This is a genomic window from Tomitella cavernea (assembly GCF_016599145.1).
In the GTDB taxonomy this organism is placed as follows: domain Bacteria; phylum Actinomycetota; class Actinomycetes; order Mycobacteriales; family Mycobacteriaceae; genus Tomitella; species Tomitella cavernae.
This window is the reverse complement of sequence record NZ_JAENKO010000001.1, coordinates 22,073-44,260: the sequence shown is the minus strand read 5'-3', so window position 1 is coordinate 44,260 and position 22,188 is coordinate 22,073. Positions and strand designations below refer to the sequence as shown.

19 protein-coding genes are annotated in these 22,188 nt (G+C 71.9%); 14 read left to right on the top strand and 5 right to left on the bottom strand.

Features of this window, described 5'->3' with window-relative positions:
- Positions 1 to 23: 23 nt before the first annotated feature.
- The 3 genes from mftC (at position 24) to JJ683_RS00155 (ending at position 4,551) form a co-directional block, all read left to right on the top strand.
- Positions 24 to 1,286, top strand: a complete 1,263-nt coding sequence (mftC, locus tag JJ683_RS00165) for a mycofactocin radical SAM maturase (protein ID WP_200170675.1) — start codon at positions 24 to 26, stop codon at positions 1,284 to 1,286.
- Positions 1,287 to 1,333: 47 nt separating this feature from the next.
- Positions 1,334 to 2,506, top strand: a complete 1,173-nt coding sequence (mftD, locus tag JJ683_RS00160) for a pre-mycofactocin synthase MftD (RefSeq protein ID WP_200170674.1) — start codon at positions 1,334 to 1,336, stop codon at positions 2,504 to 2,506.
- 95 nt (positions 2,507 to 2,601) lie between these two features.
- Complete coding sequence (locus JJ683_RS00155) at positions 2,602 to 4,551, top strand: mycofactocin system FadH/OYE family oxidoreductase 1 (RefSeq protein ID WP_200170673.1); 1,950 nt, start codon at positions 2,602 to 2,604, stop codon at positions 4,549 to 4,551.
- Positions 4,552 to 4,567: 16 nt separating this feature from the next.
- Here the strand turns inward: JJ683_RS00155 and JJ683_RS00150 are convergent, their stop codons facing one another.
- Both JJ683_RS00150 and JJ683_RS00145 read right to left on the bottom strand, forming a co-directional pair.
- The gene (locus tag JJ683_RS00150) at positions 4,568 to 5,209 is read right to left on the bottom strand and encodes a transglutaminase domain-containing protein (RefSeq protein ID WP_200170672.1); all 642 of its coding nucleotides are present in this window, start codon (positions 5,207 to 5,209) and stop codon (positions 4,568 to 4,570) included.
- Positions 5,210 to 5,317: 108 nt separating this feature from the next.
- A complete protein-coding gene (locus JJ683_RS00145; RefSeq protein WP_307810599.1) occupies positions 5,318 to 5,794 on the bottom strand; it encodes a transglycosylase family protein in 477 nt (158 codons plus the stop codon).
- Positions 5,795 to 6,035: 241 nt separating this feature from the next.
- Between JJ683_RS00145 and JJ683_RS18770 the strand changes: the two genes are divergently transcribed.
- From JJ683_RS18770 to JJ683_RS00105, 9 genes are all read left to right on the top strand, one after another.
- Positions 6,036 to 6,461, top strand: coding sequence for a nuclear transport factor 2 family protein (locus JJ683_RS18770; RefSeq protein WP_242474271.1), 426 nt, complete (start codon positions 6,036 to 6,038; stop codon positions 6,459 to 6,461).
- Positions 6,462 to 6,522: 61 nt separating this feature from the next.
- Positions 6,523 to 8,640, top strand: a complete 2,118-nt coding sequence (locus JJ683_RS00140) for a mycofactocin system FadH/OYE family oxidoreductase 2 (protein WP_443733827.1) — start codon at positions 6,523 to 6,525, stop codon at positions 8,638 to 8,640.
- Positions 8,637 to 9,311: a mycofactocin biosynthesis peptidyl-dipeptidase MftE gene (gene mftE / locus JJ683_RS00135; protein WP_200170670.1), complete on the top strand. Its 675-nt coding sequence runs from the start codon at positions 8,637 to 8,639 to the stop codon at positions 9,309 to 9,311. Before JJ683_RS00140 ends, mftE begins: the two co-directional genes overlap by 4 nt.
- On the top strand, positions 9,308 to 10,765 hold the full coding sequence (mftF, locus tag JJ683_RS00130) for a mycofactocin biosynthesis glycosyltransferase MftF (protein ID WP_200170669.1): 1,458 nt from the start codon (positions 9,308 to 9,310) through the stop codon (positions 10,763 to 10,765). Before mftE ends, mftF begins: the two co-directional genes overlap by 4 nt.
- Positions 10,766 to 10,860: 95 nt before the next feature.
- Positions 10,861 to 12,336 (top strand): helix-turn-helix domain-containing protein, encoded by a 1,476-nt coding sequence (locus tag JJ683_RS00125; RefSeq protein ID WP_200170668.1) that lies wholly within the window; start codon positions 10,861 to 10,863, stop codon positions 12,334 to 12,336.
- Positions 12,337 to 12,392: 56 nt separating this feature from the next.
- Positions 12,393 to 13,916 (top strand): aldehyde dehydrogenase, encoded by a 1,524-nt coding sequence (adh, locus tag JJ683_RS00120; protein WP_200170667.1) that lies wholly within the window; start codon positions 12,393 to 12,395, stop codon positions 13,914 to 13,916.
- A gap of 141 nt (positions 13,917 to 14,057) precedes the next feature.
- Positions 14,058 to 14,582: a DUF779 domain-containing protein gene (locus JJ683_RS00115; protein WP_200170666.1), complete on the top strand. Its 525-nt coding sequence runs from the start codon at positions 14,058 to 14,060 to the stop codon at positions 14,580 to 14,582.
- 209 nt (positions 14,583 to 14,791) lie between these two features.
- Positions 14,792 to 16,327: an alkaline phosphatase family protein gene (locus tag JJ683_RS00110; protein ID WP_200170665.1), complete on the top strand. Its 1,536-nt coding sequence runs from the start codon at positions 14,792 to 14,794 to the stop codon at positions 16,325 to 16,327.
- Positions 16,328 to 16,398: 71 nt separating this feature from the next.
- Positions 16,399 to 16,758: a hypothetical protein gene (locus JJ683_RS00105; RefSeq protein ID WP_200170664.1), complete on the top strand. Its 360-nt coding sequence runs from the start codon at positions 16,399 to 16,401 to the stop codon at positions 16,756 to 16,758.
- Positions 16,759 to 16,799: 41 nt separating this feature from the next.
- Here JJ683_RS00105 and JJ683_RS00100 read toward each other — a convergent pair whose 3' ends face one another.
- Together JJ683_RS00100 and JJ683_RS00095 are read right to left on the bottom strand one after the other, a co-directional pair.
- Complete coding sequence (locus tag JJ683_RS00100; protein ID WP_200170663.1) at positions 16,800 to 17,315, bottom strand: GyrI-like domain-containing protein; 516 nt, start codon at positions 17,313 to 17,315, stop codon at positions 16,800 to 16,802.
- Positions 17,316 to 17,382: 67 nt separating this feature from the next.
- The gene (locus JJ683_RS00095) at positions 17,383 to 18,441 is read right to left on the bottom strand and encodes an AraC family transcriptional regulator (protein ID WP_372435206.1); all 1,059 of its coding nucleotides are present in this window, start codon (positions 18,439 to 18,441) and stop codon (positions 17,383 to 17,385) included.
- 141 nt (positions 18,442 to 18,582) lie between these two features.
- Here JJ683_RS00095 and JJ683_RS00090 point away from each other — a divergent pair, with 141 nt between their 5' ends.
- Positions 18,583 to 19,725, top strand: a complete 1,143-nt coding sequence (locus JJ683_RS00090) for an acyl-CoA dehydrogenase family protein (protein ID WP_200170662.1) — start codon at positions 18,583 to 18,585, stop codon at positions 19,723 to 19,725.
- Entirely contained in the window at positions 19,725 to 20,852 is a 1,128-nt protein-coding gene (locus tag JJ683_RS00085) for a CaiB/BaiF CoA transferase family protein (protein WP_200170661.1), read from the top strand. Before JJ683_RS00090 ends, JJ683_RS00085 begins: the two co-directional genes overlap by 1 nt.
- A gap of 40 nt (positions 20,853 to 20,892) precedes the next feature.
- Here the strand turns inward: JJ683_RS00085 and JJ683_RS00080 are convergent, their stop codons facing one another.
- Positions 20,893 to 22,086 (bottom strand): pyridoxal phosphate-dependent aminotransferase, encoded by a 1,194-nt coding sequence (locus JJ683_RS00080; RefSeq protein WP_200170660.1) that lies wholly within the window; start codon positions 22,084 to 22,086, stop codon positions 20,893 to 20,895.
- Positions 22,087 to 22,188: the final 102 nt, after the last annotated feature.

Below are 22,188 nucleotides of genomic sequence, written 5' to 3'. Positions count from 1 at the left end.
CCCCGAGCAGTAATGGAGTACCCATGACCGCCACCCTTTCGCAGCCGGCTCCCGTCGGCCGCCTCGTCGACCAGTTCGAGTCCGGCCTCGACGCCCCCATCTGCCTGACCTGGGAGCTCACCTACGCGTGCAATCTTTCGTGCGTGCACTGCCTGTCGTCGTCGGGCAGGCGTAATCCCGACGAGCTCAGCACCGAGCAGTGCAAGGCCATCATCGACGAGCTGCAGCGCATGCAGGTGTTCTACGTCAACATCGGCGGCGGTGAGCCCACCGTGCGGCCCGACTTCTGGGAGCTCGTCGACTACGCCACCGACCACCAGGTGGGCGTGAAGTTCTCCACCAACGGTCTGAAGATCGACCGCGCCATCGCCGAGCGGCTCGCGGCTTCCGACTACGTCGACGTGCAGATCTCGCTCGACGGCGCCACCGCCGAGGTCAACGACGCGGTGCGCGGCAAAGGCTCGTTCGCCATGGCCACCACGGCTCTGCAGAACCTGGCCGACGCCGGATTCCAGGACGCCAAGATCTCGGTTGTCGTCACCCGCCACAACATCTCCCAGCTCGACGAGTTCAAGGCGCTCGCGGACCGCTTCGGCGCCACCCTGCGCATCACCCGGCTGCGCCCGTCGGGCCGCGCCGTGGACGTGTGGGACGAGTTGCACCCCCTGCCCGAGCAGCAGCGCGAGCTCTACGACTGGCTCGTCGCCCACGGCGAAGGGGTCCTCACGGGTGACTCGTTCTTCCACCTTTCCGCCTACGGCGACGGCACCGGTGCGGGGGGCAACGGCGGCGGACTGCCCGGGCTCAACCTGTGCGGGGCCGGTCGCGTGGTGTGCCTGATCGACCCGGTCGGCGACGTCTACGCCTGCCCGTTCGCCATCCACGATGAGTTCCTGGCGGGCAACGTGCTGCGCGACGGCGGCTTCGAGTCGGTGTGGAAGTCCGCGGAGTTGTTCCGCGAGCTGCGCGATCCGCAGTCCGCCGGGGCGTGCGCCAGCTGCAACTTCTACGACTCGTGCCGCGGCGGATGCATGGCGGCCAAGTTCTTCACCGGGCTGCCGCTCGACGGCCCCGACCCCGAATGCGTCAAGGGCTACGGTGAGGCGCTGCTGGCGGACCGGGGCATCGACATGGCGCTGCCGAAGCCCAGCGTCGACCAGTCGCACCGCGGCCGCAAACGCGGAAGCGGGCCCGGCACGCCCATCCCGCTCAACCTCATCACGCGGCCGCCGTCGCGCGCATGCGACGAAAACCCGCTCGCCGACCTGCCCGAGCAGATGCGCTGAATCGGCACCCGCCACCTCCCCAGATCACCGGAAAGAAGTAGCAGCACATGGTAAACCCCTGGTTCGAGACCGTCGCCGAGGCGCAGCGCCGCGCGAAGAAACGACTTCCGCGGCCCGTCTACATGGCGCTGGTCGCCGGCTCCGAGAAGGGCCTGACCACCAGCGACAACATGAACGCCTTCAGCGAACTCGGTTTCGCGCCGCACGTGGCCGGGCTCAAGGACGAACGCGAGCTTGCCACCGAGGTGATGGGCCAGCCTTTGTCGATGCCGGTGATGATCTCGCCCACCGGTGTGCAGGCCGTGCACCCCGACGGAGAGGTGGCCGTCGCCCGCGGAGCCGCCAACAGGGGAGTGGCGATGGGGCTGAGTTCTTTCGCCAGCAAGTCCATCGAAGAGGTCGCGGAGGCCAACCCGCAGACGTTCTTCCAGATGTACTGGGTGGGTGACAGGGACACGCTCGTCGAGCGCATGGAACGCGCCCGCGCCGCCGGGGCCAAGGGCCTGATCATGACGCTCGACTGGTCGTTCTCCATGGGCCGCGACTGGGGCAGCCCGGAGATCCCCGAGAAGATGGACTTCACCGCCATGCGCAAGAACGCCCTGCAGGGCGCTCTGCACCCCAAGTGGCTTCTGCAGTACGCCAAGTCCGGCGCCATCCCGGACCTCACGACGCCGAACCTCAAGAAGCCGGGGCAGCCGGCGCCGACGTTCTTCGGCGCCTACGGCGAATGGATGGGCACCCCGCTGCCCACGTGGGAGGACGTCGCCTGGCTGCGTGAGCAGTGGGGTGAGAACTTCATGCTCAAGGGCGTCATGCGGGTCGACGACGCCAAGCGCGCCGTCGACGCGGGCGTCACCGCGATCTCCGTGTCCAACCACGGTGGCAACAACCTCGACGGCACCCCGGCGCCGGTCCGCGCGCTCGGACCCATCGCGGAGGCCGTCGGCGACCAGATCGAGGTCGTCATGGACGGCGGCGTGCGCCGCGGCGGCGACGTCGTCAAGGCCCTCGCGCTGGGCGCCAAGGCCGTGATGATCGGCCGCGCCTACCTGTGGGGCCTCGCAGCCAACGGGCAGGCCGGCGTGGAGAACGTGCTGGACATCATGCGCGGCGGCATCGACTCGGCGGTGCTGGGGCTCGGCCACAAGTCGGTGCACGACCTCAGCCCCGAGGACCTCATCATGGCCGAGGACTTCGTGCGGAAGCTGGGCGCCTGAACGGAGACGGGCGCCTGAGCAGCGCAGCGTTGCACGACGGCGAACCCGCGCGGCCTGCACCGGCCGCGCGGCTTCCGCTTGCGCGGCGGGCGCGCGTGGCGGGCCGGCGTCCGGCGTCCGCGGTGCTGTTCGGCCCGCACGTCACCAACCTGGGCGCCGGCCGCGCACTGTCGTCCGCACACACCGCCTACTACGCGGAGCGCGCGGCGGGCGGCGCGGGCATCGTAGTGACGGAGACGGCGTCGGTGCACCCGTCGGACTGGCCGTACGAACGTGCACCGCTCGCCGCGGAATGCGCCGACGGCTGGGCGCGGATCGCCGAGGCCTGCCGCCCGCACGGCACCTTCGTGCTCGCCGGGCTCGGTCACCGCGGGATGCAGGGCAAGAGCGCATTCGGCGACAGAGGGGCGCTGTGGGGCCCGTCGGCCGTGGCGGATCCGGCCACCCGAGAAATGCCCGCGGTCATGGAGCGCGGCGAGATCGCGGCCGTCGTCGCCGGATTCGCGGATGCCGCGCGGCGGGCTGCCGGTGCCGGGTGCGACGGCGTGGAGATCGACGCCGGCCCGACATCCCTGTTGCGGCAGTTCCTTTCCAACCTCACGAACCGCCGGGCCGACGCCTACGGGGAGGACCGTGCGGCGCTGCTGCTCGAGGTTCTCGTCGCGGTGCGGGAGTCCGTGGGTGACGCAGTGGTCGCGCTGCGGCTCACCTGTGACGAGGCAGTGTCCTGGGGCGGAATCGGACCCGACGAGGCGACGGCGGCGGTGCGCCGGGCAGCGGACGTTGCGGACCTGATCACCGTCGTGCGCGGCGGCCTCTACACCGTCGACGCGTACCGGCCGGTGGCGTTGCCGCCGTGGGCGCAGGCGCACGCGCAGTTCGACACGGCGCCCGGCTTCAACGCGGAGCTGTGCCGGGCGATGCGTGCGGCCGCCGACGGCCGTGCCGCCGTAGCACTGCAGGGATCCGTGACGGAGCCGGTTGCAGCGGAAGGGTTCTTGGAGGACGGCACGGCGGACCTCGTCGAGATGACCCGCGCCCTCATCGCGGACCCGCACCTGGTGGCCTGCGCGCAGGCGGGTGTTGCTCCGCGCCCGTGCCTTCTGTGCAACCAGGGGTGCATGGTGGACGACCCACGCAATCCGCTCGTCGACTGCGCCGTGCGGCCGGGTCCGCCGGGGGAGTCGATTCCGGTGGCGGAGGAGTGCGGGGAGGCTGTGGCCGATTGCGCAGAGGCAACCGCGGCGGATCCTCTCGGAGTGCTGGTGCTCGGCGCAGGGGTCGCCGGCCTGGCCGCCGCGCGCGTCTTGGCGGTCGGTGGTGCGCGGGTGACGGTGCTCGAGCGTGCAGCGGCCCCCGGCGGGGTACTGCAGGCGGCCGCGGTCGCACGCCCGGCGCTCGCCGGCCTCCGCGGCTGGCTGGAGGGCGAGTGCGCGCGACTCGGTGTGCGGCTCGAGTGCGGTGTGGACGACGGCGAGCGGCGCGCGGCGGAGGCGCTGCGATGCGGCACGCCGGTGATTCAGGCGACCGGCGGCCTGCCACGGCCGGCGGGCGTGCCGTGCGAGGCCTGGGCCGAGGCCGCTGCGGTGCTCGATACCGTGGGCGGGGTTCTACCACTACCCGACGGTCCTGTGCTGGTCAACGATCCGATAGGCGGCCCGGTGGGCGTCGCCTTCGCCGAATGGCTGGCCGCGGCCGGCCGCACGGTGCACCTGGTGACGCCCGACCCGGTCGCGGGCGCCGAGCTGGCACGCGCGGGCGACCTCGTCGGCGCCAATGTGCGCCTGGCTCGCGCCGGGGTGACGAGGCACGTGCTCTCGGTGCTGCGCGGGCAACGCGACGGGGCAGCGGTGCTCGAGCACGGCCACACCGGTGAGCGTAGGGAGGTGCCGTGCGTACTGGTGGTGGATTGCGCGCCTCGGCTGCCCGGAATATCGCTCGCAGGGGCCGTCCGCGCGGGCGACTGCGTAGCGCCGCGCACCGCGCTCGAGGCGATGCGCGAGGGGGAGGAGGCCGCGAGGACCACGCTCGCGCGACGCCGATAGGACGAAGGGAGTGCGGTCAGGGTCGCGACGGGGGCGGCCAGAGCTCCGTCGGCAGCCCGTTGTCGTAGAGGTCCAGCACGTTGCGGGCGCCGCGGAGCGTGTCGACGACGCACCGCGCCGGCGCCGCGTACAGCTCCGGGTAATCGACCTCGCCGCGAGTCGGATCAATGGCCCACACCAGTCGCTCGGCGCCCAGCGAGAACCGCGCGTCGATGCCGCCGGTGTTCCCGCGCGGGTCCTGCCGGTGCCAGGCTTCGCAGAGGTGCACGGCGACGAGGCCGTGCAGGACGTGTCCGTCGCCGTGCTCGAGCCGCTGGTAACACACGCCTGCGGGGATGCCCTCGCACCGCAGCAACGCGGCCAGCAGGTGCGCCTTGGCGTAGCAGAGGCCCACGCGTTCGGCGAGCACCTCGCCGGCGGTGAGCGTGACGCGTGGGTCGCGGGCGTCGTAGGAATGCGCCACCTCGTCTCGGACCCACTCGAAAGCCGTTCGGGCATAGGCCGTTGCGGTGTCGGTGCCGGGTGCGGCGGAGCCCGCCCGTGCCCGCAGGCCGCGCGCCAGCGTCAGAATGTCGGGGTCCGTCGTGTCGACGTAGGAATCGCGGCCGAGGAACGCCGCTGGCGAAGCGGAGAAGAAGCGCGGTGCGGTGCTCGTCATTCCGACATCATCCCGTGTCCGGCGACCATCCCCCTCGATGGGCACGTCGCACCGGTTCCGCCGGGACTGCGATGCAACAGGTGCTCGGCTTGGGGGATGCGCCGCACGTCAGGGGAACGGCAGCGCGATCGACCCCGGTGGGATCATCGCCGCCGCCGAACCGAGCGGGTCGAGTGAGCCCGGATCCACGGACCCCGGGAGCAGGTCCAGCGACCCCGGTGGCAGGAACCCTTCGGCGGCCAGTGCAGGGCTGATGCCGGGGCGCAGGTGCGTGCCGCACGTCGGCCATGCGTCGATGCCCTGGCCGGCGAGCACGCGCTCCGCCACCCTGACCTGCTCGGCACGGGTGGCGTGCGCCGGATTGCCGACGCCGCCGTACGCCTGCCAGGTGGGCATGCTGAACTGCAGCCCGCCGTAGTAGCCGTTGCCGGTGTCGATATGCCAGTTTCCGCCGGATTCGCACTGCGCGACCCCGGTCCAGTCGTAGGCTGCGGCGGTCCCGGCACCGAGGGTCAATGCGATGCCGAGCGCTGCGCTCGTCGCGATCGTCGCGCCAAGGGTGCGGTTCATTGCGGGTGCGGCCACGGGGCTCTCCTTCGCGGTCGTTCTCCGGGGCAACTGTAGGGGCTTGGGGCGCTGGATGGTTCGTTTCGGCGGTTTCCCTGTCTCCGGGCCTGGCCGCTACCACGGGTTCTCCATGCCAGGAGTGGTATCACCGTGTTCCCGCCTGCCGGGAGCAGTACCCCGAAGCGCATGGAATGCGAAATGCTGTGCGTCACATATCGACCCTCTTGCCGCTTGCGATGCGCCTTCGGAAGGACAGCCCATGGAAGCCCTCGAAACCGCACAGAAGTTCTTCCACGCCTGCGAGTCCGCGCAGGGATGGGACGAATGCCGCCAGTACGCCGAACCCGACGCGCAGTTCCACAGCCCGGCCGGCAGCTACACCGGATTGACGACGCTGGCAGCGTACTGCGACCAGGTCGCCGGGGCGTTCGCCACCACATTCCGCGGTTCCACCTATGCGCTGGTCGCGTCCGGGTATGACGCGGACGCCGGTATCGCATTGCTGCACGGGATGTCCTACGCCCAGCACACGGGGGACGGCGGGCCGGTGCCGCCGACGCACAAGAAGGCGGAGATCCCCTTCGTCTACTCGATCCGGATCAACTCGGAGAACAAGATCACCCGCCTCGAGAAGCTGTACGACGAGTCGGCGTCGCGGGAGCTGCTGGGCTGGCCGGCTCTGTAGGCGTCCGCGCAGGGCGGAGGGGCGGGTCCGCATCGCCACTGTCACGACTACCGTCGAATGGGTGCGCATTGACCGATCCCCGGCCGTCCCGTTGCTGTCGTCCCCGTTGCGGCTGGGCGCGGACGGGCGCGCGACGGTGCTGCGCAACCGTGTCGTGTTCTGCGCACACCTGACCAACCTGGCGGCGGACGGCATGCCGAACGCCGATCATGCTGCGTACTACGAGGCGCGGGCGCGTGGCGGTGCGGGGTTGATCGTCACCGAGGAGCACACCGTGCACGCCTCGGACCGCCCCTACGAGAAGCTCATCCGCGGATACGACCCGGCGGTGGTGGAGGGCTACCGGCGGATCGCGGACCGGGTCCACGCGCACGGCGCTGTCGTCCTCGCCCAGCTCAACCACAACGGTGCGCAGGGCAGCTCGCTGTACACCCGTCGCCCGCTGTCCGCGCCGAGCCCCGTGTGGGACCCGATGTTCCGTGAGGTTCCCCGCCCGCTGGACCGCGCGGGGATCGCGGACATCGTGCGCGGCTTCGCCGACACCGCCCGGCATTGCCGCCTCGGCGGGTTCGACGGGGTGGAGCTGCAGTGCTCGCAGGCCTCCCTGATCCGGCAGTTCCTCGCCCGCGGCACCAATCACCGGGTCGACGACTACGGCGGCACGCCCGCCCGCCGCGCGCGGTTCCTGCTCGAGGTGATCGCCGCCGTGCGAGACAAGCTCGGCCCCGGGATGATCCTGGGCGTGCGACTGGCGGGGGAGGAGCAGGTCGACGGCGGTATCACGCTCGACGAGGCCGTGGCGCTGGCGCGGACGGTGGAGACGACCGGCGCCGTCGACTACATCAACACCTCGATCGGTCTGGCGACGAGCACCCTGCACCTCATCGAGGCGTCGATGGCCACGCCGCCCGGCTACGCGCTGCACATCCCGTCGGCGCTGCGCGCCGCCGTCGCCCTGCCCGTGGTGGGTGTCGGCAGGTTCTCCCGGCCGAGCGATGCCGAGTCGGCCCTACGCGACGGCGCCTGCGATCTGGTCGGCGTCGTCCGAGGACAGATCGCCGACCCGGATTTCACGGCCCAGGCGGTCACGGCCCTGTCCGGCGACGGCGACGGCACGCCGCGTGTGTGCTCTGCGTGCAACCAGGAATGCATCGGGCGGGTCGGGTTCAACCGTCCCATCCGCTGCCTCCAGAACCCGCAGGCGGGACGGGAGAACGCGGCGCGCACACCCGTCGGCCTGTCCCGGCCCGAGCGGAGACTGCGCGTCACCGTGGTGGGCGGCGGCCCGGCGGGGATGCAGGCGGCGGTGTCCGCCGCCGAGAACGGCCACGAGGTCACCCTGTTCGAGAGGAGCCCGCGGCTCGGCGGCCAGATCACCCTCGGCGCCGCGGCGCCGTACCGGGAGGGCCTGGCGGAGATCACGCGGGACCTGGCGCTGCGGTGCGCGGCGGCCGGGGTGCGCATACAGTGCGGCGTCACCGTCCGGGCGGGGATGTTCAGTGCGGACATGCTTGACGGTGCGGGTGGAGTGCCCGACGTGGTCGTCGTCGCCACCGGGGCGCTGCCCGCCCCGCCGGGGTGGGCGCGTGGTCTGCCGGCCGACGCATACGCGGACGTGCGCGAGGTGCTCGCGGCCCCCGACGGGCCGCCGGACGGTTCGACGGCCGCGGGCCGGGTCCTCATCGTCGACGGACTGGGTTTCCACCCGGCCACCTCGGTGGCCGAACTGCTCGCGGCGCGCGGCCACGCGGTGACCGTGTGCACGGACGGCATGGTGGTGGGGCAGGATCTGGGTGTGACTCTGGATCGTGAGGGCTGGCTGGCCCGGGCGCACCGGGCCGGGATCCGGCAGCGCACCGACACCGTCGTCGGCGCAGCGCGGCCGGACGGCTCCGGCGTGCGCGTCACCCTCGTCCACCACCCCACCGGGACATCATCGGAGGGGTGGTGGGATCGGGTGGTGTACGCGGGGCAGCAGAGGAGCGACGACGCGCTGTGGCGTGACCTGGCGTGCGCCGCACCCGGCAGGGGACGGCCGGAGACCGCGGGGGCTGCGAGATCCTCCGCAGGGTTCCCGATGTACCGGATCGGTGACGCGCTGGCTCCGCGCCGTGCAGACGCCGCGATCCGCGAGGGCGAGCGCGTGGGGGCTCTGTTGGGGTCGGGTGCTGCGTTGTGAATCTCGCGGATTCGACATGGGCTGAAACGGCCGCGGACCTGCTGGTGGTGCCGGTCGGATCCGTGGAACAACACGGCCCGCACCTGCCGCTGGACACGGACACCCGCATCGCCACCGCCGTCGCCGTTTCGTTGGACGAGGTGGTCGCACCCGCCCTCGCCTACGGCGCCAGCGGCGAGCACGAGCAGTTCCCCGGCACCGTGTCGATCGGCTCCGAGGCCCTGCGCCTGCTGCTCGTCGAGTACGGACGCTCGGCCTGCCGGTGGGCACGGCGGGTCGTCTTCGTCAACGGGCACGGCGGCAATGCCTCGGCGCTGGCGTCCGCGGTGAAACTGCTGCGCTACGAGGGCCGCGACGCCGCCTGGTGGACACCGGTGATCCCCGACGGCGACGCCCACGCCGGCCGCACCGAGACGGCGGTGATGCTGCACCTGGCGCCGGGCTCGGTGCGCATGCGCGCGGCGGCCCCCGGGAACACGGCGCCCGCGGGCGCGCTGTGGCAGGCGATGCGCGAGGGCGGGGTGGCCGCGGTGAGCGTTTCCGGCGTCCTCGGCGACCCCACGGGCGCGACCGCGGACGAGGGGAAACGGATCGTGGAGGTGCTGTGCGCGGAGCTGCGGGCGGCGGTCGATGCGTGGAGTCCGGACGGGCACGGGAGGATCGCGGCGTGAGCGGTGCGCTTCCCATCGGATTCCGCGTCCGCATCGGGGCCTCGGTGCGTGTCCTCGACGGCGGCACGGCGCTGATCGGCGGCGCACCCACCCGGCTTCTGCGGCTCACACCCCGCGCTGCCGGGCTGCTCGCGTCGGGGGAGTTGACGGTGGTCGACGCGGTGACGGGAACACTCGCCCGCCGGTTGCTCGACACGGGCATCGCGCACCCCGACCTCTCGCCGGCTGATATCGGTTTGAGCGCCGAGCCGCTGCACGAGGCGACCGTCGTGGTCCCCGTGCGCGACAACCAGGCGGGCGTCGACCGGCTCCTGCGCGCGCTCGTCGGCGTGCCGGTGATCGTCGTCGACGACGGCTCGCCCACCCCGGTCCGCGCACCCGGCGCGCGGGTGATCCGCCACGCCGCACCGCGCGGCCCGGCCGCCGCCAGGAACGCGGGGCTGGCCGCCTGCGATACAGCGCTCGTCGCGTTCCTCGATTCCGACACGGTCCCGCAACCGGGGTGGCTGGACGCGCTGTCGGCGCACTTCGCCGACCCTTCCGTCGCGCTCGCCGCGCCGCGCATCACTGCACTCGCCACCGCGGACGAGCCGGGGACGATGCGGCCCGGCGTCGGCCTCGTCCGATACGAGGAGATCCGGTCGTCCCTGGACCTGGGCGCGGTGCCGGGCCCGGTGGTGCCCGGCACCCCGGTGTCGTACGTGCCGAGCGCGGCGATGGTGGTGCGGCGGACGGCGATCACCGGGATCCCGACGGAGTCGTCAGGGGAGGGGGGCTTCGACGAGCGCATGCACGTGGCCGAAGACGTGGACCTGTGCTGGCGCTTGCACGAGGCCGGTTGGCGGCTGCGCTACGACCCGGCCGCGGTGGTGGCGCATGAGCACCGGACGCGGCTGCACGGCTGGTTGGCGCGCAAGGCGTATTACGGGCTCGGGGCGGCGCCGCTCGCCGAGCGCCACCCGGGGCAGGTCGCACCGCTCATCCTCGCCCCGTGGTCCGCGGCCGCGGGGGCCGCGGTGTTCACGGGTACGCGCGCCGGCCTGGGCGTCGCGATCGTCGTCTCCGCGGCGGCGGGGGCGCGCATCGCGCGGACGCTCACGGGTCTGCGGCGGCCGCGGCAGACGGCAGGCCGGCTGCTGGCGCTGGGGTGCGGATCCGCACTGTGGCAGCTTGCGCTGGGGGTGTGCCGGCATTACTGGCCGTTGGCGGTCGCCTCCGCCGCGGTGTCCCGGCGGGCGCGGCGGGTCGTCCTGGCCACGGCGGTCGCCGAAGGCCTCGTCGATTGGTACGTGCGGGACCTGCGCGGCGGCGAGGGCCGTTGGCGGCGCCCCCGGCTGGACCCTGTCCGATACCTGGTGTGCAAGCGGCTCGACGACGCCGGCTACGGCTTCGGTCTGTGGCGGGGGGCGATCCGTGCACGCAGTGCCGCGGCGCTGTTGCCGCGGCGGGGGTGACGGGGGCGCCGTCGATCCGGCCCGTCCGCGAGTGCGCAGGATTCCTTCCGTTTGTGACCCTGATTACAGTGGTGATCGTCGGAAGGAGGGGCACGGTGGCGGCGAACACGGTTCCCGGGCGGGCGGGGCAGTGGGCTGCGCTGCGCCCGGGCGAGGATGCGGCGGCGGTGGCCCGGCGGCTCGGTGCGGCCCACGACCGGTTCGTCGCCGGAGGCGCGCGGCAAGCGGGCCGGTCGACAAGGAGCGGGCCGACTGGCGGATCGTCGAGGGGGAGCGCGGCGGGCGACGTCGCGCTGGCGGCTGACGTACGCGCGGTGGTCCTGGAATCCTGGGAGCGCAGCAGGTGCAGCGGGGTGGACCCGGAGGCGGAGTCCGCCGGTGTGGCCTTCGGCGACGTGGACCTGCGTGAATACCGAGCCGTCCATCCTTTGGCCTCGGTGCTGCCGGTGGTGCGCACACTGCTCGTCGACGATGCCGTGGATGCGGAGCTGCTGGTCGCGATCAGCGACGCAGACGGGCGCCTGCTCTGGGTGGAGGGCGACACGTCGATGCGGGACCGCGCCGCGGCGATGGCGTTCGCGGAGGGGGCCGACTGGAGCGAGTCGGCCATGGGCACGAACGCCCCCGGCACCTCGCTTGCGCTGGACCACTGTGTGCAGTTGTTCGGCGCCGAGCACTTCGCGCGCACCGTCCGGCGGTGGAGCTGCGCGGCGGCCCCCGTGCACGACCCGGCATCCGGCGCGATCCTGGGCTCCGTCGACATCACCGGCGGCATGAGGGTGGCCGCACCGGAGGTCCTCACCCTCGTACGGGCGACCGTGGCGGCGGCCGAGGCGGAGCTGCGGTTGCGCGGCATCGCGGGCGGGCACCGTTCGGACGAGTGGCGCGATGTGTCCGCATCGGCGTCGGCGACGGTCGCCGACGCGCTCGCGCCGCCGGCCGGCGCCGGTTCGCCGCACGCGCGGCGGCTGCGGGTCCTCGGGGGAGATCGGCCGACGCTGCGTGCCGGCCGCGGCGAGTCGCGGCTGTCGCCGCGGCACGCGGAGATCCTGGTGCTGCTGACCGAGCATCCCGACGGGCTGAGCGCCGAGCGGCTCGCGGTGGAGCTCGACGAGCGTTCCCTGGACTCGGTGACCGTGCGCGCGGAGATGTCGCGATTGCGCCGGGTGCTCGGCGCGGACATGATCGCCTCGCGCCCCTACCGGTTGACGGGCTCCGTACTGACCGATGTGATGGCGGTCCGCGGTGCGTTGAGCAGGGGCGATGTCGAGGAGGCGCTGCGCTTGTACCGCGGCCCGGCGCTGCCCGATTCGCTGGCGCCCGGGGTGTCGGAGGTGCGGGAGTCCCTCGACGCGCGCATGCGTGAGGCGGTGCTCCACAGTGGCGACCCGTCCCTGTTGCAACGCTGGGCCGCGACGTCGACCGGCCGGGACGACCCCCTCGTCTGGCAGGCGCTCGTCGCCCTGCTCCGCGCGGGTTCGCCCGCGTTCGTACAGGCCAAGGCGCATGCGGACCTGCTGGAGCGCCGGTTCGGCCGCGCTGCAACCCGGTTGCAACGTCCGCGCACTTAGTGTCGTGCATCACGCCCGGTCGGCCGGGTGGAGAACACGAACCCAAGGAGTGCGTGATGACCGTGTATGCCCGCCCCGGTGCACCGGATGCTGTGATGTTGTTCCAGTCCCGCTACGACAACTGGATCGGCGGCACCTGGACCGCCCCGGTGGGCGGCGAGTACTTCGAGAACACCACGCCGGTCACCGGCCAGGCCTTCTGCGAGGTCGCGCGGTCCGGCGCGGCCGACGTCGAGCTGGCGCTGGACGCCGCACACGCCGCAGCCTCCGCCTGGGGCAAGACCACCGCCGCCGAACGGGCACTCGTCCTCAACAGCATCGCCGACCGCATGGAGGCGAACCTCGAGTCGATCGCCGTGGCCGAGTCGTGGGACAACGGCAAGCCGGTCCGCGAGACGCTCAACGCGGACATCCCGCTCGCGATCGACCACTTCCGGTACTTCGCCGGCGCGATCCGCGCGCAGGAGGGCTCGCTCTCGCAGATCGACGAGGATACGGTCGCTTACCACTTCCATGAGCCGCTCGGCGTGGTCGGCCAGATCATCCCGTGGAACTTCCCGATCCTTATGGCCACCTGGAAGCTGGCGCCCGCGCTCGCCGCCGGCAACGCGATCGTCATGAAGCCGGCCGAGCAGACCCCCGCGTCGATCATGCACCTGATCTCCCTCATCGGGGACCTGCTGCCGGATGGCGTCCTCAACATCGTCAACGGCTTCGGCACCGAGACCGGCAAACCCCTGGCGTCCAGCAACCGGATCGCCAAGGTGGCGTTCACCGGTGAGACCACCACCGGACGGCTGATCATGCAGTATGCCAGCCAGAACCTCATCCCGGTCACGCTGGAACTGGGCGGCAAGAGTCCCAACATCTTCTTCGACGACGTCCTGGCCAAGGCCGACGCGTACCAGGACAAGGCACTCGAAGGGTTCACGATGTTCGCCCTCAACCAGGGCGAGGTGTGCACCTGCCCGTCGCGCTCGCTCATCCAGAACACCATCTACGACGAATTCCTCGAACTCGCGGCCATCCGCACCAAGGCGGTGCGCCAGGGCGACCCGCTCGACACCGAGACGATGATCGGCGCACAGGCCTCGAACGACCAGTTCGAGAAGATCCTGTCCTACATCGACATCGGCAAGGCCGAGGGCGCCACGGTGGTCACGGGCGGCGAGCGGTCCGACCTGGGCGGCGACCTGTCCGGCGGCTATTACATCCAGCCCACCGTGTTCGCGGGCACCAACGACATGCGGATCTTCCAGGAGGAGATCTTCGGCCCCGTCGTCTCGGTCACCTCGTTCACTGATTACGACGATGCCATCCGCATCGCCAACGACACCCTCTACGGGCTGGGCGCCGGAGTCTGGTCGCGCAACGGATCGACCGCCTACCGCGCCGGACGCGACATCCAGGCGGGCCGCGTGTGGACCAACACGTACCACCAGTACCCGGCGCACGCGGCGTTCGGCGGCTACAAGCAGTCGGGCTTCGGCCGGGAGAACCACCGCATGATGCTCGACCACTACCAGCAGACGAAGAACCTGCTCGTCTCCTACGCCGAAGGGGCCCAGGGCTTCTTCTGACCGGCTTCCCCGGCCGCCGTATCCCCCCTCCCCCCCCCCGCGGCGGCCGGGGACTCACGCCGGTGCGGGGGACGAGCGCCGATGCCGTCCCCCGCACCGGCGGCCATCCGACCCGGAACACTCGCGAACCGAGGACCGTTCATGACCGCACCCCCGCGCGTTATCGCCACCGTGACGGCCCGTGACCTGCTGTGCTGCCTTCGCCGCCGGCACGGTCCGCTCATGCTCCACCAGTCCGGCGGCTGCTGCGACGGGTCCTCGCCGATGTGCTACGGCGCCGGGGAGTTCCTCGTGGGCGACCGCGACGTCCTCCTGGGCGAGCTCGATCTGGCGGCGGTGCCCGGCGCGGTTGCGGCCGAACGCCCCATCGGCGACGACGCCGTGGCCGTGTGGATCTCCGGGTCGCAGTACGCGGCGTGGCAGCACACGCAGCTGATCCTCGACGTGGTCGCAGGTCGAGGTGGAGGCTTCAGTCTGGAGGCGCCCGAGGGCCTCCGGTTCCTCACCCGTTCGCGCCCGTTCATGCGCGCGGAGCTGCGGGCATTGACCGATGCGCCGCCGCTGACCGGCGCGCAGATGGAGGCGGGGGACGTCCCTCCGGCGCCCGGATTCCCCGTGGTGGTGGCGGACGCCGCCGAGGCGGAGGCGGCCTGCGGGTTCCGCTGAGGCGCGACGCGCACGCCGCGGCCTGCGCCGAGGGTTCCCCGCGTGGTCCGGACGCTCGACCCCGCTGCCCCGGCGGGAAGAAGCACTCGGCCCGCGCGGTATTCCATGAATTGACGGAACCGGTCGCGGAGGGGGCGCGCGACGGGGATACTGCGTGCATCACGCGATCCGCTGTCGATCAGGCGTACCGCCCGATCAAGGAGCCGCCCATGCCGCACGGCCCGTTCGCAGGGATGTCGCGTCGCGAGTTCCTCGCCACAGTCACCGCCGCGGGCGGAATGGCGGTGCTGGCCTCGTGGGCCGGCCCCGTCATCGAGCGCGCCTACGCGGCGGACCCCGCGGGCACGGGCTCGCTGGACGACATCGAACACATCGTGCTGCTCATGAACGAGAACCGCTCGTTCGACCACTACTTCGGCACGCTGTCCGGGGTGCGCGGCTTCGGCGATCCGTCCCCGGCATGGAACCAGTATGGCTACCGGCCAGGAGTCGGGCCCACCCCCGACGGCTATGTCAACCCGTTCCGCCTGGACACCAATCGGGGGCCGGCCCTCGACGGCGAGTGCATCAACGACCCCACCCACAGCTGGGGCCCGCAGCACCGCGCGTGGAACGGCGGTGCGATGGACCGGTGGATCCCCGAGCACATCGCCGCGGAGGGGCCCGCCAACGGTCCGGCCACCATGGGTTACTACACGCGGGCGGACCTCCCGGTGCACTACGACCTGGCCGACGCCTTCACCATCTGCGACGGCTACTACTGCTCGGTGATGGGCCCCACCGACCCCAACCGGCTGTACTGGATGAGCGGCACCATCGACCCCGACGGGACGCACGGCGGGCCGCTGATCAAGACGCCGTACCTGATCCCGCAGAACACCTACAGTTGGCGCACCATGCCGGAGAACCTCGAGGAGGCCGGCGTCTCCTGGAAGATCTACAACAACAGGGACCTGGGGCCGGTGTCCGCCGTGGTGCTCGACGGCATGATGGGGTGTTTCCGGCAGGCCGCGGATCCCGCGTCGGTGCTGGCGCGCAAGGGCAAGGATCCGACGTATCCCGACGGGTTCCGCGACGACGTGGAGAACGACCGGCTGCCCGCGGTGTCGTGGTTGATCCCGCGCCTGCTCGACTGCGAGCACCCCGCGCTGCCCCCGGCCCTGGGCGCCACCGGACTGCTCATGGCCCTCGACATCCTCACCGCCAACCCGGCGGTGTGGGAGAAGACGGCGCTCATCGTCAGCTACGACGAGAACGGCGGCTTCTTCGACCACGTGGCCCCGCCGGTGCCGCCGCCCGGCACCCCCGGCGAGTACCTGACGGTGCCGCTCGGCGGGGTCGAGGATTCCGAGGGCATCGCGGGACCGGTGGGGCTCGGGTTCCGCGTGCCGGGGCTCGTGATCTCGCCGTACAGCCGTGGCGGGCTTGTCGCGTCCGAGGTGTTTGATCACACCTCGCAATTGCGGCTCATCGAGCGCCGGTTCGGGGTGGACGTGCCCAATCTGACGCCGTGGCGCCGCGCCACCTGCGGCGACATGACCTCCGCGTTCAACTTCGCCGGCCGTCCCGACCCCTCGGTGCCGCCGATGTTCGACGGCTACAGCCGGGTGGGGCCCGCGGTGCTGCAGTGCGGCGGCAGCATGGGGCTGGGGTTCGTCAACATGGGCGCCTCGTACCCGGTGCCGCCGAACAGCATGCCGGTGCAGGAACCGGGCACGAGGGGCAGGCCGTCGGGGATGGCCTGATGTCCGTCGGCGCTGCACGTGACCGGGCCGATCACGGCATTATGGACCGTGCAGGACGGAGGCGATGCGCAGTGATGCGCGACGATGCGCAGCCCGGCGGCGGTGCGACGCTCGGGTGGCTCTATTCGATGGTCGAGGCCGCAGAGGAGGCCGATCTGATCGAAAGGCTCGACCACGAGAGACGCAATGGAGAGTTCGTGCGCCTGCTGCGGGACGAGCTCTGCATCGACGTCGCGGCCGAGGACGAGTCGACCCTGGCAGACGGCCCGGGGGAAAGCCGTGAGCAGGTTTCGGACGAGGATCCGCCCTGGTCGCCGGGGCAGGTGGTCGGCATGATCGAACACCTGCTGGGTGCGGCGGAGGTGCGGCCAGACGACGAGCCAGATGAGAGTGGCACGGCTCCCGGCGGCATCGACGGGCCGGAAGAATGATCCGCGTGCGGAGACCGCCGAGGATATGCGCGTGCGGTTCCTCAGGCCAGGAACACCGCCAGGTCCGTGCGCATGGTGGACGGGTCCGCATCGGGTGTCGGCTCGGTCACATACACCTCGAAGAACCGCTTGGTGGGCGTGTGGCCGGCGGATGCGACGTCGCCCATGAACCGGCCCCACGCCTCGCCCAGGCCGTCGTACGAGCCCAGGTGGCTGGTGGCGGCCACGCGCCCGGCGGGGATCGCCGAGGCGACCGCCGAGTAGCCGTTGCCCAGGTCCAGCGGCCGGGCGAGCGGCGAGGTGACGGGGACGCCGACCGCCATGTCGACGGTGTCGGTGGGCATGCGCGTGTGCAGCGCCAGCGCCGGACCGGCGGGCGCGGTGCCCGCGGAGGCGAGCGCGGGGAACAGCCGAGGGAACACGGCGTCCATCAGCTCGGGCATGCGGGCCAGCGGATAGTCGCGGACCTCCACCACGGCCAGCGGCACCTCGGGGCCGTCGAGGATGGTGACGCCGTCGTACGCGTCGGCGGGGAAGTACGGATGCGGTGCGGTCATGGCCGGCTCCTTCCGGGGGCGGGGTGCGTGCGGGTATGCAGACCGGGCGGCTCCGTGGGAATCATCGCTACCGGAATTCTCCGGGCGTCCTCCCGGTCCACCGCTTGAATGCTCGGCGGAAGGCGCTCGGCTCGGAGAACCCGAGGCGCGCGGAAATGACGTCGACGGACTCGCCCGCGTCGAGCCCGGCCACCGCGTACTCCTGCAGCACCGATTCGCGCAGCCGGCCCAGCGACGTGCCCTCCTGCCGCAGCATCCGGCGCAGCTGCGGCTCGCTCACGGCCAGCGCCGCCGCGACGTCGGATGCGGTGGGCTGGGTGCCGCGGATGCCGAGCTCGACGATCCGCCGGGCGCGCGCGGTCAGGCCGGTGTCGTAGTCGCGCCGGGACAACAGCCGGCCGGGGGAGTCGCGCAGGAAGTCGCGCAGCGAGTCCTCGTCCTGCACCACCGGGCTCGCCAGGTCCGCCGCGGCGAACGTGATGGCGGGGTCACGGCTGCCGAAGGTGATGGGAATGCCGAACATGTGGTGGTACGCGACGACGTCGACAGGTGCGGGGGCGGTGTAGGGGAGTTCGACAGACGACGGCTCCAGCCGTCGTCCCGTGAGCCAGGCGGCGAACCGGTGCGCAAGCAGCAGCCCGAAGTCGGCGACGACGGAAGCGTCCTCCCACGCGTCGGCGCCCGCCACGGGCAGCACCGAGGTGTCGAACCAGAACCGCACTCCGGCCCCGTGGAAGTCGATGCGCACGGGCGCCGACGAGGGGAGCGCGGGGAGGAAACCCGCGAGCCGATGCAGCGTCGTATCGAGGTCCGGGCAGTGGATGATCGCGTGCGAGAGCAGCGCGAAGGTTCCACGCGGCACGGGCGCGAGTCCCAGCCCCATGAGCTCGTCGTCGGTGATCTCGGCGGCGCCGAGCATGAACCGGGCGACTTGGTCGACGGTGAGCCGCGTGTCGGGATTGTCGAGCTCGTGGGCGGTGATCCCCGCGGCCACCAGGGCGGGGTCCAGGTCGGTGCCCCGGCGGGCGGACGCGTGCAGGGCCCGCTGGACGAAACCCACCGGCACCATCCGCACCGCCATGCCGGCCTCCTCCCGCCTCTTCAGGGCCCCTGTCGGATCGGTCACGAACGCTGATCGTTTCGGTACTTACCGCCGTCCCCGCCCGAGCATACGGTGAGGCGGAACGCACCCGGACCGGCCCGTGCGCGGGTCCGGCCGGTACGTATTTCCCGCACAACACGCATGTCCGCACAGGAGGGCGACCGTATGGAGCGCACACTTTTCGAGGACGACCACAAGCTGTTCCGGGAGTCCTACCGGGGATTCCTCGCCGAGCACGTCGCGCCGTTCCACGACCAGTGGGAGGACGACAACATCGTCGACCGCGAAGTGTGGGTGGAGGCAGGCAAGCTCGGATTCCTCGGTATGGCGGTGGACGAGAAGTACGGCGGCGGCGGGGTGGCGGACTTCCGGTACAACGCCGTGGTCACCGAGGAATCGGTGCGCGGCGGGTACAGCGGTCTCGGTTTCATGCTGCACAACGACGTGATCCAGCCCTACCTGATGAACTTGTGCAACGACGAGCAGAAGGAGCGGTGGCTGCCGCGGTTCTGCACCGGCGAGCTGATCACGGCGATCGCCATGACCGAGCCGGGCACGGGCTCGGACCTGCAGGGCATCAAGACCAACGCCAAGCGCGACGGGGACGACTGGATCCTCAACGGCGCCAAGACGTTCATCACCAACGGCATCCACTCCGACCTGGTGATCGTCGTGGCGCAGACGGACCCGTCCAAGGGGGCCCAGGGATTCTCGCTGCTCGGCGTCGAGCGCGGCATGCCCGGGTTCGAGCGTGGCCGCAACCTCGACAAGATCGGGCTCAAGGCCCAGGACACTGCGGAGCTGAGCTTCAACGACGTGCGCGTGCCCGCCGCCAACCTCATCGGAGAGGAGGGCATGGGCTTCGCCTACCTCATGCAGAACCTGCCGCAGGAGCGCCTGTCGATCGCGGTGGTCGCGGCCGCGGCGATGGAGCAGGTGCTCCAGGAGACCATCGAGTACTGCCGTGACCGCAAGGCCTTCGGCCGTTCCATCGGCTCGTTCCAGAACTCGCGGTTCGTGATGGCCGAGCTCGCCACGGAGACGAAGATCGCCCGGGTGTTCGTCGACCAGTGCATCGAGGCGCTCAACCGTGGCGAGCTCACCATCGAAGAGGCCGCGATGGCCAAGTGGTGGACCACCGAGAAGCAGGTGGCGCTGATCGACCGCTGCCTGCAGATGCACGGCGGCTACGGCTACATGCGCGAGTACCCGGTGGCGAAGGCCTACATGGACTCCCGCGTGCAGACGATCTACGGCGGCACCACCGAGATCATGAAGGAGATCATCGGCCGCGGGTTGGGGATGTGATGGCGTCTCCCGTTCACTCCGGCCCCGCGCGATCGGGCTGTGCCGGCGGTCCACTGGCCGGCCTGCGGGTGCTCGAGCTCGGCGGCATCGGCCCGGGGCCGCACGCGGCGATGCTGCTCGGCGACCTGGGCGCGGATGTGGTGCGCGTGCGCCGTCCCGGCGGCCTGGTGCTGCCCCCGGAGGACCGTGACGTGCTGCTGCGCGGGCGCCGGCTGGTCGACCTCGACATCAAGACGCAACGCGACGAGCTGCTGGACCTGGTCGAGCGCGCCGACGTGCTCATCGAGGGGTTCCGGCCTGGCGTGTGCGAGCGGCTGGGCATCGGCCCCGACGACTGCGCGCAGCGCAACCCCCGCCTCATCTACGCGCGGATGACCGGGTGGGGACAGGACGGGCCGATGGCGCAGCGCGCCGGGCACGACATCAACTACCTGTCGATGACGGGCATGCTGTCGACCATCGGGCGGGGCGGCGAGCCGCCCGTACCCCCGCTGAACTTGGCGGCGGACTTCGGTGGCGGCTCGCTGTTCCTGGTCACCGGCGTGCTGGCCGCGTTGTTCGAGCGGCAGACGTCGGGGCGCGGACAGGTGGTGGATGCCGCAATGGTCGACGGGGTCAGCGCACTGGGCGCGATGCCGTGGTCGTTCCGCGCGTCGGGGATGTGGCAGGACGAGCGCGAGTCCAACCTGCTCGACGGTGGTGCGCCGTTCTACCGGGTCTACGAGTGCGCCGACGGTCGCTACATGGCGGTGGGCGCGATCGAACCGCAGTTTTACGCGCTGCTGCTCGAGGGGCTCGAGCTCTCGGCGGACGACCTGCCGATGCAGATCGACCAGTCGCGCTGGCCGGAGCTGCGCGAGCTTTTCGCGGTGCGGTTCGCGACGCGGACGCGCGACGAGTGGACGAAGGTGTTCGCCGACGTGGACGCGTGCGTCACCCCGGTGCTGACCATGGCGGAGGCGCCGGACGCCGAGCATCTCGCGGCGCGGGGGACGCTTCCGCGCACAGGGCCGGACGGCGCGCCGCAGCCGGCCCCGGCGCCACGCTTCTCGCGCACGCCCCCTGCGGACGCGGGCGTGCGGCCGCGGGGGGCGACGCCGCTGGGACAGATCGGGTGGGATGCCTAGCGTGACCGCTTGCACCGGGGCGCCCGGCCGGGCTGCGGAGTCATTCCCGCAGCCCGGCCAGACGCCGTGCCCCCTCGGCGAGCACCTCGTCGCGTTTGCAGAACGCGAAGCGCACCAGGTGCCGCCAGGGGCCGGGGGCGTCGGTGAACGGCGCCATCGGTACCGCGGCGACCCCCACCCGCTCCGGCATCGCGCGGCACAGCTTTGCGCCGTCGTCGTGGCCGAGCGGGCGGGGGTCGGCCAGCAGGAAGTACGTGCCGGCGCAGTCGTGCACGCCGAACCCGGTCGTGCGCAGGGCGCCCGCGAGGAAGTCGCGCTTGCGCTGCAGGTCCGCGCGGTTGCGGGCGATCCACTCCTGCTCGGTGCGCAGCGCGAGCTCCACCGCGGGCTGGAACGGGGTGCCGCCCACGTAGCTGAGGAACTGTTTGGCCGCGCGCGCGGCGGCCACCAGCTCCGCCGGGCCGCACACCCAGCCCGTCTTCCATCCGGTGACGTTGAACGTCTTGGCGGCCGACGACACCGTGAGGGTGCGGTCGCCGAGTCCGTCGACGGCGCACAGCGGCACATGCGGGCCGGCTCCGGCGTCTTCGTAGACGAGGTGCTCGTAGACCTCGTCGGAGAGCACGAGCACGTCGTGCGCCGCGGCGACTTCGGCGATGACCGCCCGGTCGGACGCGTCGAAGACGGTGCCCGTGGGGTTGTGCGGCGTGTTGACGATGAGCATCCGTGTCGCGTCGGACACGGTCGCGCGCAGCCGGTCGTGGTCGAGGCCGAAGCCGCCTCCGCGCGGGACCAGCGGCACCGTGCGGCGCACCCCGCCGGCGAGCGATATTACCGCCGAGTAGGAGTCGTAGTACGGTTCGATGAGGACCACCTCGTCACCGGGTTCCACCAGGCCCAGGACCGCGCCGGCGATCCCCTCGGTGGCGCCCACGGTGACGAGGACCTCGGTGTCGGGGTCGGTGTCGAGCCCGTAGCGGGCGCGGCGGTCCTCGGCGACGGCGGCGCGCAGGCCGGGCATGCCGAGGCCAGGCGCGTACTGGTTGAGTCCGTCCGCGATCGCCGCGCGTGCGGCCTCGAGCATCGCGGGCGGGCCGTCGGTGTCCGGGAAACCCTGGCCGAGGTTGACAGCGTCGTGCCGGACGGCCAGCGCGGTCATCTCGGCGAAGATCGTCGCACCGTACGGCTGCAGGCGCCGGACGGTGCGGGGCGGCTGCGGTGCGGGTTCCGGCATGGGGCCCACCCTAGCCGCGCGCCCCGGCGGGGCGCGGCCGCCGGATCCCGGGGGCGAAACAGGGCATCCCGTCGCCCACAGTGGTAGAACACGTTATAGAAA

Coding starts and splice junctions, on each gene's coding strand:
- mftC (WP_200170675.1), top strand. CDS start 24: ATGACCGCCACCCTTTCGCAGCCGGCTCCCGTCGGCCGCCTCGTCGAC.
- mftD (WP_200170674.1), top strand. CDS start 1,334: ATGGTAAACCCCTGGTTCGAGACCGTCGCCGAGGCGCAGCGCCGCGCG.
- JJ683_RS00150 (WP_200170672.1), bottom strand. CDS start 5,209: ATGACGAGCACCGCACCGCGCTTCTTCTCCGCTTCGCCAGCGGCGTTC.
- JJ683_RS18770 (WP_242474271.1), top strand. CDS start 6,036: ATGGAAGCCCTCGAAACCGCACAGAAGTTCTTCCACGCCTGCGAGTCC.
- adh (WP_200170667.1), top strand. CDS start 12,393: ATGACCGTGTATGCCCGCCCCGGTGCACCGGATGCTGTGATGTTGTTC.
- JJ683_RS00115 (WP_200170666.1), top strand. CDS start 14,058: ATGACCGCACCCCCGCGCGTTATCGCCACCGTGACGGCCCGTGACCTG.
- JJ683_RS00110 (WP_200170665.1), top strand. CDS start 14,792: ATGCCGCACGGCCCGTTCGCAGGGATGTCGCGTCGCGAGTTCCTCGCC.
- JJ683_RS00100 (WP_200170663.1), bottom strand. CDS start 17,315: ATGACCGCACCGCATCCGTACTTCCCCGCCGACGCGTACGACGGCGTC.
- JJ683_RS00090 (WP_200170662.1), top strand. CDS start 18,583: ATGGAGCGCACACTTTTCGAGGACGACCACAAGCTGTTCCGGGAGTCC.
- JJ683_RS00085 (WP_200170661.1), top strand. CDS start 19,725: ATGGCGTCTCCCGTTCACTCCGGCCCCGCGCGATCGGGCTGTGCCGGC.
- JJ683_RS00080 (WP_200170660.1), bottom strand. CDS start 22,086: ATGCCGGAACCCGCACCGCAGCCGCCCCGCACCGTCCGGCGCCTGCAG.